This is a genomic window from Amycolatopsis kentuckyensis, assembly GCF_041679295.1.
Taxonomy (GTDB): Bacteria; Actinomycetota; Actinomycetes; order Mycobacteriales; family Pseudonocardiaceae; genus Amycolatopsis; species Amycolatopsis kentuckyensis_A.
On record NZ_JBGDMD010000002.1, the window covers coordinates 784,789 to 801,057 of the forward strand.

The 16,269-nt window shown below is 71.8% G+C and carries 17 protein-coding genes; 12 read left to right on the forward strand and 5 right to left on the reverse strand.

Annotated features, from left to right (window positions below; translation table 11 throughout):
• Positions 1-36: 36 nt before the first annotated feature.
• Entirely contained in the window at positions 37-1,029 is a 993-nt protein-coding gene (locus tag ACERZO_RS09930) for a LacI family DNA-binding transcriptional regulator (protein ID WP_372664235.1), read from the reverse strand.
• Positions 1,030-1,078: 49 nt separating this feature from the next.
• Here ACERZO_RS09930 and ACERZO_RS09935 point away from each other — a divergent pair, with 49 nt between their 5' ends.
• From ACERZO_RS09935 to ACERZO_RS09945, 3 genes are all read left to right on the forward strand, one after another.
• Positions 1,079-2,593, forward strand: coding sequence for an FGGY-family carbohydrate kinase (locus tag ACERZO_RS09935; RefSeq protein WP_372664236.1), 1,515 nt, complete (start codon positions 1,079-1,081; stop codon positions 2,591-2,593).
• Positions 2,594-2,629: 36 nt separating this feature from the next.
• Positions 2,630-3,139, forward strand: a complete 510-nt coding sequence (locus ACERZO_RS09940) for a MarR family winged helix-turn-helix transcriptional regulator (protein WP_372664237.1) — start codon at positions 2,630-2,632, stop codon at positions 3,137-3,139.
• Positions 3,140-3,340: 201 nt separating this feature from the next.
• Positions 3,341-3,877 carry an EamA family transporter gene (locus ACERZO_RS09945; protein WP_372664238.1) on the forward strand — a complete coding sequence of 179 codons (537 nt, stop codon included), beginning with the start codon at positions 3,341-3,343 and terminating at the stop codon, positions 3,875-3,877.
• Here the strand turns inward: ACERZO_RS09945 and ACERZO_RS09950 are convergent.
• The 3 genes from ACERZO_RS09950 to ACERZO_RS09960 form a co-directional block, all read right to left on the reverse strand.
• Entirely contained in the window at positions 3,866-4,180 is a 315-nt protein-coding gene (locus ACERZO_RS09950) for a hypothetical protein (RefSeq protein WP_372664239.1), read from the reverse strand. The genes ACERZO_RS09945 and ACERZO_RS09950 overlap by 12 nt on opposite strands.
• Before the next feature lie 300 nt (positions 4,181-4,480).
• The gene (locus ACERZO_RS09955; RefSeq protein ID WP_372664240.1) at positions 4,481-5,374 is read right to left on the reverse strand and encodes a hypothetical protein; all 894 of its coding nucleotides are present in this window, start codon (positions 5,372-5,374) and stop codon (positions 4,481-4,483) included.
• Positions 5,375-5,547: 173 nt separating this feature from the next.
• Positions 5,548-6,513: a helix-turn-helix domain-containing protein gene (locus tag ACERZO_RS09960; protein WP_372664241.1), complete on the reverse strand. Its 966-nt coding sequence runs from the start codon at positions 6,511-6,513 to the stop codon at positions 5,548-5,550.
• A gap of 51 nt (positions 6,514-6,564) precedes the next feature.
• Here ACERZO_RS09960 and ACERZO_RS09965 point away from each other — a divergent pair, with 51 nt between their 5' ends.
• From ACERZO_RS09965 to ACERZO_RS10000, 8 genes are all read left to right on the forward strand, one after another.
• The gene (locus ACERZO_RS09965) at positions 6,565-6,945 is read left to right on the forward strand and encodes a cupin domain-containing protein (RefSeq protein ID WP_372664242.1); all 381 of its coding nucleotides are present in this window, start codon (positions 6,565-6,567) and stop codon (positions 6,943-6,945) included.
• A 10-nt stretch (positions 6,946-6,955) separates the two neighbouring features.
• The gene (locus ACERZO_RS09970; RefSeq protein WP_372664243.1) at positions 6,956-7,531 is read left to right on the forward strand and encodes a GNAT family N-acetyltransferase; all 576 of its coding nucleotides are present in this window, start codon (positions 6,956-6,958) and stop codon (positions 7,529-7,531) included.
• A gap of 32 nt (positions 7,532-7,563) precedes the next feature.
• Positions 7,564-8,067 carry a winged helix-turn-helix transcriptional regulator gene (locus ACERZO_RS09975; RefSeq protein ID WP_372664244.1) on the forward strand — a complete coding sequence of 168 codons (504 nt, stop codon included), beginning with the start codon at positions 7,564-7,566 and terminating at the stop codon, positions 8,065-8,067.
• Positions 8,068-8,135: 68 nt separating this feature from the next.
• Positions 8,136-8,627 carry an SRPBCC family protein gene (locus tag ACERZO_RS09980; RefSeq protein WP_372664245.1) on the forward strand — a complete coding sequence of 164 codons (492 nt, stop codon included), beginning with the start codon at positions 8,136-8,138 and terminating at the stop codon, positions 8,625-8,627.
• Positions 8,624-9,649 carry an LLM class flavin-dependent oxidoreductase gene (locus ACERZO_RS09985; protein ID WP_372664246.1) on the forward strand — a complete coding sequence of 342 codons (1,026 nt, stop codon included), beginning with the start codon at positions 8,624-8,626 and terminating at the stop codon, positions 9,647-9,649. The genes ACERZO_RS09980 and ACERZO_RS09985 overlap by 4 nt, the downstream gene beginning before the upstream one ends.
• Complete coding sequence (locus tag ACERZO_RS09990) at positions 9,646-11,979, forward strand: molybdopterin-dependent oxidoreductase (RefSeq protein WP_372664247.1); 2,334 nt, start codon at positions 9,646-9,648, stop codon at positions 11,977-11,979. Before ACERZO_RS09985 ends, ACERZO_RS09990 begins: the two co-directional genes overlap by 4 nt.
• Before the next feature lie 26 nt (positions 11,980-12,005).
• Positions 12,006-12,551, forward strand: a complete 546-nt coding sequence (locus tag ACERZO_RS09995; protein ID WP_372664248.1) for a dihydrofolate reductase family protein — start codon at positions 12,006-12,008, stop codon at positions 12,549-12,551.
• Positions 12,548-13,645, forward strand: a complete 1,098-nt coding sequence (locus tag ACERZO_RS10000) for an epoxide hydrolase family protein (RefSeq protein WP_372664249.1) — start codon at positions 12,548-12,550, stop codon at positions 13,643-13,645. The genes ACERZO_RS09995 and ACERZO_RS10000 overlap by 4 nt, the downstream gene beginning before the upstream one ends.
• Before the next feature lie 62 nt (positions 13,646-13,707).
• Here the strand turns inward: ACERZO_RS10000 and ACERZO_RS10005 are convergent, their stop codons facing one another.
• Positions 13,708-15,231, reverse strand: coding sequence for an AMP-binding protein (locus ACERZO_RS10005; protein WP_372664250.1), 1,524 nt, complete (start codon positions 15,229-15,231; stop codon positions 13,708-13,710).
• Positions 15,232-15,292: 61 nt separating this feature from the next.
• Here ACERZO_RS10005 and ACERZO_RS10010 point away from each other — a divergent pair, with 61 nt between their 5' ends.
• A complete protein-coding gene (locus ACERZO_RS10010) occupies positions 15,293-16,141 on the forward strand; it encodes a hypothetical protein (RefSeq protein ID WP_372664251.1) in 849 nt (282 codons plus the stop codon).
• The last annotated feature ends 128 nt before the right edge of the window (positions 16,142-16,269 follow it).

A 16,269-nucleotide genomic window follows, 5' to 3' on the forward strand; every position in this document is an offset into this window, starting at 1 on the left:
CGATGTCGGGGTGTGTCAAGCGTCACTTCGGGCGGACTAACGGGCGGAACTGCCCCGGACGATGAGCTGCGCGGCCATCGTCGTGGTGGTCGTCGCGCGGGAACCGTCGCCGATGCGGTCGAGCAGCAGTCGCGCGGCCAGCTGGCCCATCGCGTGGGCCGGCTGGGCGACGACGGTGAGCGCCGGCGAAATCAGCGTCGCCCACGGCGCGTCGTCGAACGACACGATCCCGACGTCGCGGCCGGACCGCAGGCCGAGGTCCGCCAGCGCCTGCAGCACGCCGACGGACATCGTGCTGCTGGACACCAGGAGCGCGTCCGGCGGGTCGGGCCGGGTCAGCAGCTGGGTCGCGGCTTCCCGGCCGCCGGTTTCGCGGAATTCGCAGCGGCGCACCAGTTTCGCCGAGTACTTCCGGCCTGCCGCGCGGAGTCCGTCGCGGTAACCGTCGAGCCGGTCGTCGGCCGTGGTGACGCCCGGCGGGCCGGCGATGCAGCCGATCCGCTCGTAGCCGTTTTCGGCCAGGTGCGCCACGGCTTCCCGGGCCGCGACGCGGGAATCGAGGAGCACGGCGTCGCAGTCCGCCGAGTCGAGGCGCCGGTCGACGGTCACGATCGGCGTCCGGTGCGTGGTCAGCGGCCGGACGTCGCTGTCGCCGGTGGTCGGCGACATGATCACGCCCGCGAGCCGCTCCTGCGCCGCGACCTCGACGTACCGGCGTTCCTTGGCCGTGTTCTCGTCGGAGTTGCACAGCATCACCGAATACCCGGCGGCCTGCGCCGCGTCCTCGACGCCGCGCGCGATCGCCGTGAAGAACGGGTTTTCGACGTCGGAGATGATCAGCGCCAGTACCGCGGTCTCGCGGCGGCGCAAGCTGCGTGCGAGGCCGTTCGGCGTGTAGCCGAGCTCTTCGACGGCCCGGGCGACGCGCTCGGCCAGCACCGGGTCCACAGTGGACTTGCCGTTGAGCGCCCTGGACACGGTCGCGGTCGAGACGCCGGCCAGCGCCGCCACGTCGGAGATGGTCGCCACCGCGTCCTCGCCTCGTTCGTTGACAGTCCCCCCGCCACACCATAGCGTGGTGGTAATCGATTTCCCGAGGGGTGAATCCGTGGCGGGGCTGCTGCTCGGCGTGGACATCGGCACGGCCAGTTCGAAGGGCGTGCTGGTGGACCCCGGCGGCGCGGTGCTCGCCCGGTCCGTCCGCGAGCACGCCGTCTCGACGCCCCGGCCGGGCTGGTTCGAGCACGACGCCGAAGAGGTGTGGTGGGCGGACTTCACCGCGATCGTCGCCGAGCTGGTGCGCGCCGCCGGCGGACGGCCGCTCGCCGGGCTCGGGGTCAGCGGCATCGGGCCGTGCCTGCTCCCGGCTTCCGCCGCGGGCGAGCCGCTGCGGCCGGCGATCCTCTACGGCGTCGACACCCGGGCGGGCGCCGAGATCGCGGAGCTGAACGCCGAACTGGGCGCTTCCGAAATCCTCGCGCGCGGGGGTTCGCCGCTGACGAGCCAGGCGGTCGGGCCGAAGGTGCGCTGGCTGGCGCGGCACGAGCCGGACGTCTACACGCGCACGCGAAAGCTGCTGATGGCGAGCTCCTTCCTGGTGCACCGGCTGACCGGCCGGTACGTCCTGGACCACCACTCGGCGAGCCAGTGCACGCCGATGTACGACCTCGTGGCCGGCCAGTGGGCCGAGGACTGGGCCTCGCTCGTCGCGCCGGGGCTGGCTCTGCCGGAACTGCTGTGGCCGACGGAGGTCGCGGGCGAGGTCACCGCGGCCGCCGCCTCGCTGACCGGGTTGCCCGAGGGGCTGCCGGTGACGGCGGGGACGGTCGACGCGTGGGCCGAGGCCGCGAGCGTCGGCGTCCGGGAGCCGGGCGATGTCATGGTGATGTACGGGACGACGATGTTCCTGATCCAGGTGCTCACCGAACCGCGCCCGCACCCCGGCCTGTGGGGCACGCGTGGGGTGACGCCGGGCAGTTTCACGCTCGCGGCGGGCATGGCGACCTCCGGCGCGGTGACCGACTGGCTGCGCAAACTGACCGGCGGGTCCTATGCGGACTTGGTCGCGGAGGCGGCTTCGGTGCCGGTGGGCAGCCGCGGGTTGCTGGTGTTGCCGTACTTCGCGGGCGAGCGGACGCCGTTGTTCGACCCGGACGCGCGAGGCGTTCTGGCGGGACTCACGACGTCGCACGGCCGGGCCGAGCTCTACCGCGCCGCCCTGGAGGGGATCGCGTACGGCGTGCGGCACAACCTCGAGGCGATGGCGGCCGCGGGCGGCGCGGCGGGACGGCTGGTCGCGGTCGGCGGCGGGACGAAGGGCGGGTTGTGGACGCGGATCGTCTCGGACGTGACCGGGTTGCCGCAGCAGATCCCGGCGGAGACGATCGGGGCTTGCCTCGGTGACGCGCTGCTCGCGGCGGAGGCGGTGGGGATAAAACCGGTGCGCGGCAACCCGATCGCCGCGACGGTGGCGCCGGATCCGGAGAATGCCGCGCGGTACGAGGAGTTTTACCGGCATTACCGGGCGTTGTACGAGGCCACGGCGGCGACGGCGCACTTCTTGGCGGAGCAGCAGCGCGCGGCGACGCCCTGATTTGCCCCTCGGCTCCAGCCGTGTTATGCATGAGTAATGCATGAGTCCCGGCTGGCGAACCTGCTCGGCGCGACGGTCCTCACGCTGTTCGATCGCCTGACCGCCGCGGCGGCGGCCGCGGCCGGGGTCAGTCTCAGCGGGACTGCCGCTCTCGTCGTGCTCGCCGAGTTTCCCGGCCTCGGCGGCACCGATCTCGGGCAGCGGATCGGGCTGAGCCAGCCCGCCACCGCGCGGATGCTGGACCAGCTCGAAGCCCGGGGCCTCGTCGAACGCCAAGGTAAGCGAGGCCGCGGGGTCGCCGTCGTGCTCACCGAAGACGGGCGGGAAGCCGCGAAGCGAGCCCTCGGCGCCCGGCAAGAAGTCCTGGTCCGAGCCCTGCGGTCCGTCGCCGGCCGGGAAGCCCTCGAACCCGTGCTGGAGCAGCTGTTGCGCGGCCTGCACGCGGAAGTGCGCGCGGGCGACCTCATGTGCCGCCTGTGCGACCGCCCCGGCTGCGTCGCCCAGCGCAAGGTCTGCCCCGTGGGAGAAGCCGAACGGAGGTCCTGATGGGGAACGTCCTCGCGCTCGTCTCGGCCCTGTGCTTCGGGGTCACGCACTTCGTCAGCGGGCTGGCGTCCCGGCGGGCGCCCAGGATGACCGTCTCACTGTACGCGCAGGTCGCGGGCACCGTCGTGACCGTCCCGCTCGCCTTCGGCAGCGACCCCGGGGTCGCCGCGCTCGGCTGGGGTGCGTTGCGACGTCGCCGCCGTGGTGCTTCCGGTCCTCTTCGGACTGCTCCTGCTGGGGCAACGGCTTTCGCCCGTTGCGCTCATCGGCGTCTGCTGCGCGATCCCCGCATTGGGCCTGATTTCCCGCAGTACGGGGGAAAAGCGGACGGCTGCCGGTATCCCGGACGCCTTCGTCGCCGGGCTCGGGTTCGCCGTGCAGTTCGTCGCGCTGTCGCGGATCCCCGCCGAAGCGGGGTTCTGGCCGGTGGTCGTCAGCCGCGCGGTGTCCGTGGTGGCCATCGCGGGCCTGGTCACGGCCACGCGGGCGCCGTGGCGGCTGCCCGCCCGGCTGCTCGCGCCCGCCGCGTTCGCCGGCGTGTGCGGCAGCGCCGCGATCGTCCTGTACCTGCTCGCCGCGCAGCACCAGCTGCTCGCGGTCGCCACCGTGCTGGCCGCGCTCTACCCCGCCGTCCCGGTGCTGCTCGCGCTGGTCTTCCTGCGGGAACGGCTCAGCCGCGCGCAGGTGGCCGGCCTGCTCGGGGCCGGCGCGGCGATCGCGCTCGTGTCACTGGGCTGAGCGGCGGCGGTCCGCGACCTGCTCGCGGTAGTGCTCCAACGCCGCCACGGACTGCGTGACCTGCTCGAAGCTCGGCAACGCGTGCACGTTTGCCACCAGCGTCATGTCCTTGCGCGGGATGTCCATGAAGCACACGTCGACGCCGAACTCGGCCGCGTGCTCGGCCACCTGCATCCGCCACGTGGGCAGGTCGTTCTCGTCGCCGAGCCATTCGTGCAGGTAGACACACCACTTGCCGCGGCTGAGCTCGCCCGCGATGGCGTCCTGCCCGACCAGGTACGGCTCGGTCACGCGGTCGTCCATGACCGTCCCCGGGTACACCAAGGCACTGCTTCCCTCCTGTCCGGCGGCGACCCCTACCTCCGGAAAGCGCTATCTCGGCTTCGGCCTCCCCACCACGGCCGAGCAGCGCGAGTCCCGGGAGCCGCTGTCGGCCCGACCGGGACGGCGCCAACATACCGGCGGATTTGGCGCACAGCAACCATTTCGCGCGTGCGCGGCGCACCCGTGACGGCGAGCGTGCACAGCTCGCGTGCGGATGCACGTGCCGATCATCGGTGACCGGCACGTGCCATCTGCACAATGCAAATTGCGCTTCGAGCGCTACCGGGCGAGCGAGGTCCGGAGGAGGTTCGGTGATCCCCCGAAGTAGGCGCCGTCGGTGACGTACACCGCGTCGCCCCGGACGGCGACCGCCGTCGGGTTGGTGAGTCCGTCCGAAGTGGACAAGAGGGTCCGCACCCCGTCGTGGCCGATCGTGACCACGCGGTTCTCCTGGTTGATCGCGGCGACGACCGTGCCGCCGTGGAACGCGAAGTCGTCGACCGGGCCGAGGCCCGACGCGACGACCCGGCCCGGTGCCCCGGTGAGCGGGAACCGGACCAGCGTCCCCCGGTCCAGATTGGACACCCAGACCGCGCCGGCGTGGACCTTGATCCCGTTGGCGCCGAAGCCGGACACCGGTGCGAGCAGCTCACCGGTGGCGAAGGCGGTGACGCGTCCCCGGGAGACCCGCCAGACCGTCGAGCCGAACGAATCGGCGACGAACAGGTCGCCGGTGGCCGGGTCGCGCGCGACGCCGTTCTGGAACCCGGCCGGCGGCAGCGAAGCCACCTTGACCGGGGTGCCGCCGGGCCGGACCCGGTAGAGGCCGGTCGCCGCGGTGCCGGTCGAGACGGCGAAGTACAGGTCGCCACCGGGAGCGCGGACGATGCCGCCGACGAACAGTTTCCGGTGGACGACCGGGACGTCACCGTCGTCCGGCACCGGGACGCGCGCGATGACGCTCACCCGGCCGCCGGGGGTGACCCGGCCGATCTCGCCGGTCCAGGCGAAGGTGAGGTCGGCGGAGCCGTCGGGCTCCAAGGCGATGTTCTCCGGCTGCTGCCCGGTGGCGGCGTCGAGGGGGATGATCCGCGACGCCGCTGTCGCGGGTGTGGCCGGCAGGGCGAAGACGGCGGCCGCGGCCAGCACGGCACCGATCTGCTTGATGCGCAAAGGAAACTCCGTTTTCGTGAAGGGAACGGCGAAAAGAGCCCCAGATCGCCGTGCCTTCGACGGTAGGCCCGGTGCGCCCCCGGCCACCAATAGCTCGGGCTGGGGTGGCCATCGGAAAACCGATCACAGCTCGCGGGCGCACCGCGGTCGCGACGCCCGTGCCGCGGGCCGGCCTAAGCGGCGGGCCCGAACCGGCGGCGGTAAGCGCTCGGGCTCAACCCGGTGTGCCGGCGCAGTTGCAGGCGCAGGTTGGCCGCCGTGCCGAAGCCGCTTGCCGACGCCACCCGGTCCAGGCGCAGCTCGCCGCGTTCGATCAGGCGGCAGGCCAGCGACACCCTCTCCGTCGTCAGCCACGCCAGCGGCGTTGTCCCCAGCTCCGCGCGGAACTTGCGGTGCAGGGTCGCCGGGCTGGCCGCCGCGCGGGTGGCCAAGTCCGCGACCGTCAGGGGCTGGTCCAGGCGCCCCAGTGCCCACGCGAGGACCGGGGCCAGCGACGTCTCCGGGACCGCCGGCACCGGCCGCGCGATGAATTGCTGCTGGCCGCCGTCGCGGTGGCCGGTGAAGACCAGGCGGCGGCTCACCGCGTTGACGACCTCGGCGCCGTGGTCGCGCTGGATGAGGTGCAGGCCCAGGTCGAGGGACGCCGCGCTGCCCGCCGCCGTCAGGACGTTGCCCTCGTCGACGAACAGCACGTCCGGCTCCCAGCGCACCGCGGGGAACCGCGCGGCGAACTCGGCCGCCCACTGCCAGTGCGTGGTCGCCCGCTTGCCGTCGAGCACGCCGGCTTCGGCGAGTGCGAACGCGCCCGTGCAGAAGCTGACCAGCCGGGCCCCGCGCGCGGCGGCCCGGCGGATCGCCGCGATGACCGCCGGGTCCGTCGGCACCCCGGTGTCCGGCCGGGCCGGCGCGATCAGCGTGTCCGCCGTGTCGGCCGCCTCGATCCCGGCGACGCCGGTGAGCGTGAACATGCCGAGGTTCATCCGCACGTCCGGCGTCGCGGCGCAGAGCGTGAAGTCGTACCAGGGCCGGTCCAGCTCCGGGCGCCGCAGCCCGAACAGCTCGGTCGCGACGCCCATTTCGAACGGATTGGACTCCGCCGTCACGATCGCGACGACCCGGTGCGAGAATTCTTGCGGCATGTGCGATTCCTAGCACTCCCGCCGGCGGAACACCAGGTCGAGCATGGCCGCATGAACCCGATCGACCTGAACGAAGTCCTGGCGACCTTCGACGCCGCCTGGAGCCCGCGGATCGTCACCCGCGTCAACGACTACGACATCCGGCTCGCCCGGTTCGACGGCGAGCACGTCTGGCACGTGCACACCGACACCGACGAGTTCTTCCTGGTCCTCGACGGCGAGATCGAGATCGGCGTGCGCGACCCGGGCGAGCGCGTCGTCACCCTCGGACGCGGCCAGGTCTTCGTGGTGCCGAAGGGGACGTTCCACAAGCCGTCGTCGAAGACCGGCGCGAGCGTGCTCCTGGTCGAGCCGGCGGGCACCCTCACGGTCGGCGACGCGCACGACGAAGTGCCCGAGCACGTCGACGTCACCACCGGGCACCTGGTCTAACGTCGGGGAAATGCTGACTGTCGTACCGGTCGACGAGGTGTCCTGGGCGGACCTGGAGGCGATCTTCGGCGACCGCGGGGATCCGGCCCGCTGCCGGTGCCAGTACTTCAAGGACACCGCCGCCGAGTGGCGGGCAGGCACCCCGGCGGACCGCGCAGACCGGTTCCGCGCGCAGACCGCGGACCACGCCACCGGGCTCGTCGCCTTCCTCGACGGCGAGCCCGCCGGCTGGTGCGCGGTCGAGCCGCGCACCGCCTACCGCCGCCTCCGCACCAGCCGGCTGGTCTGGGACGGCCGCGACGAAGACAAGGAAGACGACGGCGTCTGGGCCGTGACGTGCTTCGTCACCCGCAAGGGCTTTCGCCGTCGCGGAGTCAGCGCCGCGCTGGCGAAAGCGGCCGCGGGCTTCGCCCGCGAGCGCGGTGCCCGCGCGGTCGAGGGCTACCCGATCGCCGTCGCGCCGGGGCAGCAGGTCGCCTGGCCCGGCGAACTGTTCGTCGGGACCGTTGGCGTCTTCGCCGACGCCGGCTTCACCGAGGTCAGCCGGCCGACCGCGCGCCGGGTGGTCATGCGGCTGACCTGCTGAGTCCTTCTGGAAAACGCGGTACGCTCGGCCGCATGAAACGGACCTCGTTCGCGCAGTGGCCGTGCTCGATCGCGCGCACCATGGACCTGCTCGGCGACTGGTGGACCCCGCTCGTGCTGCGGGACGCCTTCTACGGCGTCCGCCGCTTCGACGAGTTCCAGCAGGCGCTCGGCATCGCGCGCAACACCCTCGCCGACCGGCTCAAGCGGCTGGTCGAGGAGGGGTTGCTGGAGAAAGTCGCCTACCAGAGCGAGCCGGTGCGCTACGACTACGTCCTCACCGAAAAGGGCCGCGACTTCTACCCCGTCCTGCTCGCCATGACGCGGTGGGGCGACAAGTGGCTCGCCGCCGAAGCCGGCCCGCCGATCACCGTGCACCACCTCGCCTGCGGGCACGACACGCACGCCGAAATCGTCTGCGCGGAGTGCCGGGAGCCGATGACGCCGGACGACACGCGCATGCGCCGCGGCCCCGGGTTCCCGTCGCGGCTGGCGCGGCGCCCGGACGTCGAAGCCCGCTTCGCGCGGCAAGAGTGACGTTGACAGGGTAGGTCTATCTACGCAACTATCGTGGTCAACGGCCGATCGAGGGGAGTGCGACCACGATGGAGTGGACCGGCGCGCGGTACGCGGACAAGCCGACGGCCGAGGTCTCGACCTGGATCGACGCCGCCCCCGAGGACGTCTGGCCGGTCGTTTCGGACATCTCGCTGATGCCCGAGCTGAGCCCGGAGCTCCAGTCCGTCGAGTGGTGCGAAGAAGGCCGCAAGTTCCTGGGCCGGAGCAAGCACGACGCGTTCGGCGAGTGGGAGACGACGTCGTACGTCGTCGAATGCGAGCCCCCGCGCGTGTTCGCCTGGGCCGTCGCGGACCCGGCCGAGCCGAGCGCGATCTGGAAGTTCACCCTCGAGCCCGACAACGGCGGCACGCGGCTGCACCAGTGGATGCAGATGGGCCCGGGGCGCTCCGGGCTGTCGTTCGCCATCGACCGGATGCCCGAGAAGGAGCAGAAGATCGTCTTCGTGCGGCTGCGCGAGTTCGAAGCCGCGATGACCGGCAACCTCGCCGCGATCAAGGAGCGGATCGAGGGCCGATGAAGACCGCGACGACCGTCGAGTTCTCCAAGGACACGCGCACGACGCTGGACTTCGTGCTGGAGGCGGAGAAGCTCGGTCTCGACGTCTGCTGGGTCGCCGAAGCCTGGGGCTCCGACGCGCCGTCCGCGCTCGGCTACCTGGCCGCCCGCACCGACCGGATCCGGCTCGGCTCCGGGATCGTCCAGCTCGGCACGCGCACGCCGGTCGCGATCGCGCAGGCGGCGCTGACGCTGGCCGACCTGTCCGGCGGCCGGTTCGCCCTGGGACTCGGCCCGTCCGGGCCGCAGGTGATCGAGGGCCTGCACGGCGTCCCGTTCGGGAAACCGCTGACCCGCATGCGAGAGACGGTCGAGATCATCCGTCAGGCGTTCGCCGGGGAGAAGATTTCGTTCTCCGGCAAGGCCTTCGAGATCCCGCTGCCCGGCGAGGCCCGGCCGATGCGGCTGTCCACCGCGCCGAACCCGGACATCCCGATCTACCTCGCGACGCTGTCACCGAAGCTCCTCGAACTGACCGGCGAGGTCGCGGACGGCTGGCTCGGCACCAGCTTCGTCCCCGAAGGCGCCGGCGCGTACTTCACCCACCTCGACGCCGGGCTCGCGAAGTCGGGTCGCACGCGCAAGGACATCGACGTCTGCCAGGGTGCCGAAGTCGCCTTCGCCGCCAACGAGGACGAGCTGCGCGTGCTGGTCGGCAGCCGCAAGAAGGAACTGGCCTTCAGCCTCGGCGGGATGGGCTCGGCCACCACGAACTTCTACAACAACGCCTACAGCCGCCAAGGCCGGGCCGACGTCGCCGCCGAGGTCCGCGAGCGCTGGCTGGCCGGCGACCGCGACGGCGCGACCGCGCTCGTCACCGACGAAATGGTGCTCGGCACCACGCTGATCGGCACCGAAGAAATGGTCCGGGAGCGGCTGCGCGTCTGGCGCGACGCCGGGATCGACACCGTCCGGCTGTACCCGGCCGGCGAAACGCTCGACGCGCGTCTCACGACGCTCGGCCGCGCATTGGAGCTGATATGACCGGCGAGTGGCACCGCACCGCGTGCAGCCTCTGCTACCTCAACTGCGGGCTGGAGGTGCAGCTCGACGGGCGGAAGATCACCCGCGTCCGCGGCGACAAGGCGCACCCGCGCTCGGGCGGCTACCTGTGCCAGAAGGCGCAGCGCCTGACCTGGTACGGCGACCACGACGACCGGCTGACGACGCCGTTGCGCCGGCGTCCCGACGGCACCCACGAGCCCATCGACTGGGACACCGCGCTCACCGAGATCGCCGGGAAGCTGCGCGAAATCCGGGACGCCGACACCGAGGCCGGCCGGCCCGGCTCCTTCGCGTACGTCGGCGGCGGCGGGCAGGGCAACCACTCCGGGGGCGCGTACGGCGCGTCGCTGCTGAAGTGGATGAACTCGACGCGCCACTTCAACGCGCTGTCGCAGGAGAAGACCGGCGACTTCTGGGTGAACGGGCAGCTGTACGGCTCGACGCTCGTGCACACCGCCGAGGACGTCGAGCACTGCGACCTGCTGCTCGTGCTCGGCTGCAACCCCTGGCAGGCGCACGGGTTCAGCAACGCCCGGCACGCGCTCAACACGATCAAGAACGATCCCGCGCGCCGGATGATCGTCATCGACCCGCGGCGCACGGAGACGGCGGAGATCGCCGACCTGCACCTGCCGCTGCGCCCCGGTACCGACGCCTACCTGCTGGGCGCGATCCTGGCGCTGCTGATCGAGCGCGGGGGCGTGGATTCCGCATTCCTCGCGGAGCGGACCGAAGGCTTCGACGAGGTCGCGGCGGTGCTCGCGAAGATCCCGGTGGACGAGTGGATCGCGCACGCCGAAGTGTCCCGTGTGGACGTCGAGAAGGCCGTCGACCTGATCCTGGCGGCCCGTGCCATGACCGTGCGCGTCGAGCTGGGCATCCAGCAGGGCCGGCACTCGACGCTCAACAGCTACCTCGAGAAACTGCTGTACCTGGTCACCGGGCACTTCGGCCGGCGCGGGACCAACAACCTGCACTCGTGGCTGCTGCCGCTGTGGGGTTCGGGCGGCGGTAAGCGGTCCGAGGTCACCGGGTTCGAGTACATCGGCGGCCTGCTGCCGGCGAACACCCTGGCCGAGGAGATCCGCACCGACCACCCGAACCGCGTCCGCGCGCTGTGGGTCGAGTCGTCGAACCCGGCCAACACCTACGCGGGCACGCGGGAGGTCGAACGCGCGATCCGCGAGACCGAGCTGTCGGTCGTCGTCGACGTCGCGTACACCGAGACGGCGGCGCTGGCCGACTACGTGCTGCCGGCGGCGTCCCAGCACGAGAAGTGGGAGTTCACGCTCTTCACCTTCGAATGGCCGACGAACTACTTCCAGCTGCGCCCGCCGCTGCTGGACCCGTTGCCCGGCACGCTGGTCGAAGCCGAGATCTACACGCGGCTGTTCGACGCGCTGGGCGTGCTGCCGCCGTCCGACGTCCTCGCGTCGCTGGCCGCCGGGCCGCGTTCGGAGCTGCAGGCGGGGATCGGGGCGCTGGTCCAGGCGATGCCCGAGCGGGCCGCGATCCTGCCGGTACTGCTCTACCGGACGCTGGGCGCGTCGCTGCCCGACGGCGCGGCGTCGATCGCGCCGTTGTGGGCCGGTTGCCACCGCGCGGCGAAGACGATGACTGTGCCGGTGCAGCGGGCTTTGGGCAGCTCCGCTTCCGGTCCGGAACTCGGCGAGGAGCTGTTCGCGCGCGTGCTGGCCGGCCCGACGCCGTTTTCGACGCACGAGCAGGACGAGGTGTGGAGCCTGATGCGCCGGTCGCGCGTCCGGCTGGCGGTACCGGAGCTGCTGGACTGGCTTTCGTCGCTGGACCCGGCTTCGGAACGGCCGGATCCTTCCTTCCCGTATTCGCTGATCAACGGCCAGCGCCGGGCGCACAACGCGAACCAGATCCTGCGCGACCCGCGCTGGCGCCGCACGGATCCGGACGGCGCGCTGCGGGCGCGTCCCGAAGAGCTGGCGTCCATCGGTGCTTCGGCGGGCGACTGGGTGGCGGTCGTGACGCCGGCCGGCCGGGTGGTCGTCCGCGCCGAAGCCGATCCGGCGCTGCGGCCGGGGCAATTGTCGTTGCCGCACGGCTACGGCATGGCGCACCCGGACGCCGACGGCCGGCGCGTGGTCAGCGGCCCGCGCATCAACCTGCTGACCGACGCGCTCGACCGCGATCCGATCGCGGGGACGCCGCACCACAAGGACGTCCCGGCCCGGCTGGAGCCGGCGACGGAGGCGGAGCGCGAGCGGGCGGAGGCCGACAGCGTGCGCGTTCGTGCGACTGTCGCGAGTGGACGATCCGGAGGTTTCCCCGGTTTATAGTGGGACCCCTCAACCGAAGGGTGCCCATGCGCAAGATCGTTTCGAACCTGTTCATCTCGCTCGACGGCGTGGTCGAGGCGCCCGACCAGTGGTCGCTCCGGTACTGGACCGACGAAATCGGCCAGGCGGTCGGCGGTGGGATGGCCGCGGCCGACGCGATGCTGCTCGGGCGCGTCACCTACGAAGGGTTCGCCGAGGCGTGGCCCGGCCGGACCGTCGAGGACGACGAAGGTGCCGAGTTCATGAACAACGTGCGCAAATACGTGCTTTCGTCCACTTTGTCCGAAGTGAGCTGGAACAACTCGACGTTGCTGACCGGCGACCCGGCCACGGCCATCCGCGCGCTGAAGACCGAGCCCGGCGGCGACATCATGACCAGCGGCAGCACGACCGCCGTGCGCTGGCTGCTGTCCGAAGGCTTGGTCGACGAGCTGAACCTGCTGCTGTACCCGATCGTCGTGGGCCGCGGGAAGCGGCTGTTCCCCGAGGAGGGGCCGACGTTCCCGCTGGTGCTGAAGAAGTCGGCGACGTTCGCCAACGGCGTCGTCCAGCTGACCTACGTCCCGGCGTGAAGCCGTTCCGCGTCGAGGTTCCCGAGGCCGACCTCGAAGACCTGCGCGCGCGGTTGCGCCGGACGCGCTGGCCCGAGGCCGGGCCGGACGACTGGAGCCAGGGCACGCCGCCGGCCTACCTGCGTTCTCTGTGCGATTACTGGGCTTCCGGCTACGACTGGCGTGCGCTGGAAGCCCGGGTGAACCGGTTTCCGCAGTACCGCACGGAAATCGACGGCCTGGGTATCCACTTCCTGCACGTGCGGTCGCCCGAGCCGGCCGCGTTGCCGCTGATCCTGACGCACGGCTGGCCCGGGTCGTTCCTCGAGTTCCTCAAGGTGATTCCCCTGCTGACGCCGGAGTTCCACCTGGTGATCCCGTCGCTGCCGGGGTACGGCTTCAGCGACAAGCCGTCGTCGCCGGGCTGGGGGATCGAACGGATCGCCGCCGCTTGGGCCGAACTGATGGCCCGCTTGGGCTACGACCGGTACGGCGCCCAGGGCGGCGACTGGGGCACGTCGATCACGACCGCCCTGGCCCAGCGGGACGCGGCGCACCTGGCGGGCATCCACCTCAACCCGCCGATCGCGGCCCCGGACCCGGCGACGTTCGACGACCTGACTCCCGCCGAGCGGGACGCGCTTTCCGCGTTGGACCACGCGAAGCGCTGGGAGGACGGCTATTCGGTGCTGCAGTCGACCCGGCCGCAGACGCTCGGCTACAGCTTGCTGGATTCCCCGGCGGGGTTGTGCGGCTGGCTGGTGGAGAAGTTCCACGCGTGGTCGGACGGCTTCCCGTTCACCAGCGACGAACTGCTCGACGACGTGACGCTGTATTGGCTCACCGGCACGGCGACGTCGTCGGCGCGGTTGTACTGGGAGAGCATCCGCAAGGTGCAGAAGTGGTTCTCGGAAGCCACGGACGACACGGTCGACGTGCCGGTGGGGTGTTCGATCTTCCCGAAGGAGATGCCCCGGCCGTCGCGTCGGTGGGCGGCCAAGCGGTACACCGACATCCGGCACTGGAACGAGCTCGACCGCGGCGGGCATTTCGCGGCCTACGAGCAGCCGGAGCTGTTCGCCGACGAGGTGCGGACGTTCTTCCGGCTGGTCTGAGCTCAGGTGATCGGGTGCTCCGGCGGCGCGAGGACCCGGTACTCGCAGCTTAGCGGCTCACGTCAGTTGACCTGCCTCGCCTGGCCCTGCCAGAACGGCTCCCGCAGCTTGAACTTCTGGATCTTCCCGGTCGCCGTCCGGGGCAGCTCGCCGAGGAACTCCACCCGCTTCGGGCACTTGTAGCCGGCCAGGTACTCGCGGCAGTGCTTGATCAGCTCTTCGGAAGTCACCGGCTCGGACGTCACCACCAGAGCCGTCACCAGCTCGCCCCACTTCTCGTCCGGGATGCCGATCACCGCGGCCTCGCGGACCGCCGGGTGGGAGTTCAGCGCGTCCTCCACCTCGATCGACGACACGTTCTCGCCGCCCGAGATGATCACGTCCTTCTTGCGGTCGGCGATCGTCAGGTAGCCGTCTTCGAAGGAACCGCCGTCGCCCGTGTGGAACCAGTTGCCTTCCTGCACCCGGGCGGTCTCGTCGGGGTTCTCCCAGTAGCCGTCCAGGTTGTGGTTCGACCGGGCCAGCACCTCGCCGTCCGTGTCGACGGCGATCCGGACGCCCAGCGCCGGCGTTCCCGCGCGGCCGAGCAGGCGGGCCTGCTCGTGCGGGTCGAGGTCGGCCCACTCGCTGCGCATCCGGTTGACCGTCAGCAGCGGGGCCGTCTCGGTCAGGCCGTAGATCTGGATGAACTCCCAGCCCAGCTCGGCCCGCACGCGCTCGATCGTGCGGGTCGGCGGCGGGGCGCCGGCCACCACGATCCGGACGCGGTCGCGGCCCGGGATCTCGCCCTCCCACGTCGCCGCACCGTCGAGTGCCGCCGTGACCACCGCCGGGGCGGCGCACAGGATCGTGACGCCGTGCTCTTCGATGCGCCGCAGGATCTCGGTGCCGTCGACCTTGCGCAGCACGATGTGCCGGCCGCCGAGGCCGGTCACCGCGTACGGCATGCCCCAGCCGTTGCAGTGGAACATCGGCAGGGTGTGCAGCAGGACGTCGTTGTCGCTCAACGTCGTGTGCAGGCCGAACACGGCCGCGTTCAGCCAGATGTTGCGCTGGGTGAGCTGGACGCCCTTCGGCCGCGCCGTCGTGCCGGAGGTGTAGTTGATGGTCGCCGTGGCCGACTCGTCGCCCGCCCACGGTCGCGGCGTCCCCTCGCCGCCCCAGATCGCCTCGTCGTCGCGGCCGAGGACGAAGACGTGCTTGGCCGTCACCTTGTCCAGCAGGTGCTCCAGCTCGGGGTCGACGATCAGCACCTCGGCGCCGGAGTGCTCCACGATGTACTTGACCTCGGCCGGCGCGAGCCGGAAGTTCACCGGCACCAGGACCCGGCCCCAGCCGGACACGCCGAAGAACGACACGAGCAGCCGCGCGGCGTTGTGCGACACCATCGCGACGCGCCCGCCGACCGGCACGCCGAGCGCGTCGAGGTTGGCGGCCTGCGCGCGGGCCCGCCGCGCGACCTCGGCGTAGGTGAGCGAACCCCAGCTCGGCGCGGGCTGGTCCGGCTCGTCGACCACCGCGACGCGGTCCGGGTACACCGTTTCCGCGCGGTCGAGGAAGTCCCGGACACCCAGATCGAAGAACATGCCCCCGATGATGACTCGTCGCAGGTGCTCGCACCAGTCCGATGTGGTTCGCTGGAGCGCGATGGACTTCGACACGGTGGCCGGCGAGCTCTACGGGGGTGACCTCGCGGAGTTCGTCAGCGCGCGCAACGCGGCGGCGAAAGCCGCGAAGGCCGAGGGGGACGCCGAGCTCGCGGCCAAGATCCGGGAGCTGCGGAAGCCGACCACGGCCGCCGCGATCGTCAACCGCCTGGCCCGGGACGACCCCGATGAGCTGCGGGAACTCGCCGAGGTGGGGGACGAGCTGCGCGACGCGCACACCCGGCTGGCCGGCGACGACCTGCGCGCGCTGACCCGCCGCCGCGGGCAGCTCGTGCGGCGGATCGTCCACGGCCTGCCGTCGATGAGCGACACCGTCTCCCGCGAGGTCGAGGCGACCCTGGAAGCCGTCGCGGCCGACCCGGACACCGCGGCGCTCGCCCTGGCCGGGCGGCTGACGTCGGTGGCGCACCAGGACACCGACCAGTGGTTCACCCTCGCCGCGACCGCGTCCCCGCCGTCGAGCGGCAGGCGTCCGGCCCGGATGGTGGAAAAAGCCGAACCGGCCACGTCGAAACGGCCCGAAAAGGACCGTCGGCAGCAGGAAGCGGACCGCAGGGAACGCGAGCGGGTCCGCGCCGAACGCGAGCGCCTGCGCAAGGAAGCCGCCGAGCTGGCCAAGGAACGCGCGGTGGCCGAGCGCGACCTGGTCCGCACCGAACGCGCGGCCGAGCAGGCCACCGCCCGCGTCGAAGACCTGCGGACCCGCCTGGCCGAAGCCGAAGAACGCGCCGAGCGCGCGACGGCGGAGTTCGAAGAGGCCGAGGAGACCTTCGACCGGGCCGACAAGGCCGCCACTGCCGCGCAGAAAGCCGCCGACGCCGCGCGCTGATTCCGTGCTACGGTACGGATGCGCCCCGGATGGGCCTACGCACGGAGGTAGTGGCTACTTCAGCCCCCCTGAATCGACACGTTCTGCTGTCCCAGGCAGAAGTGTGCCCTCCGCGCGCCCGTTCCGTG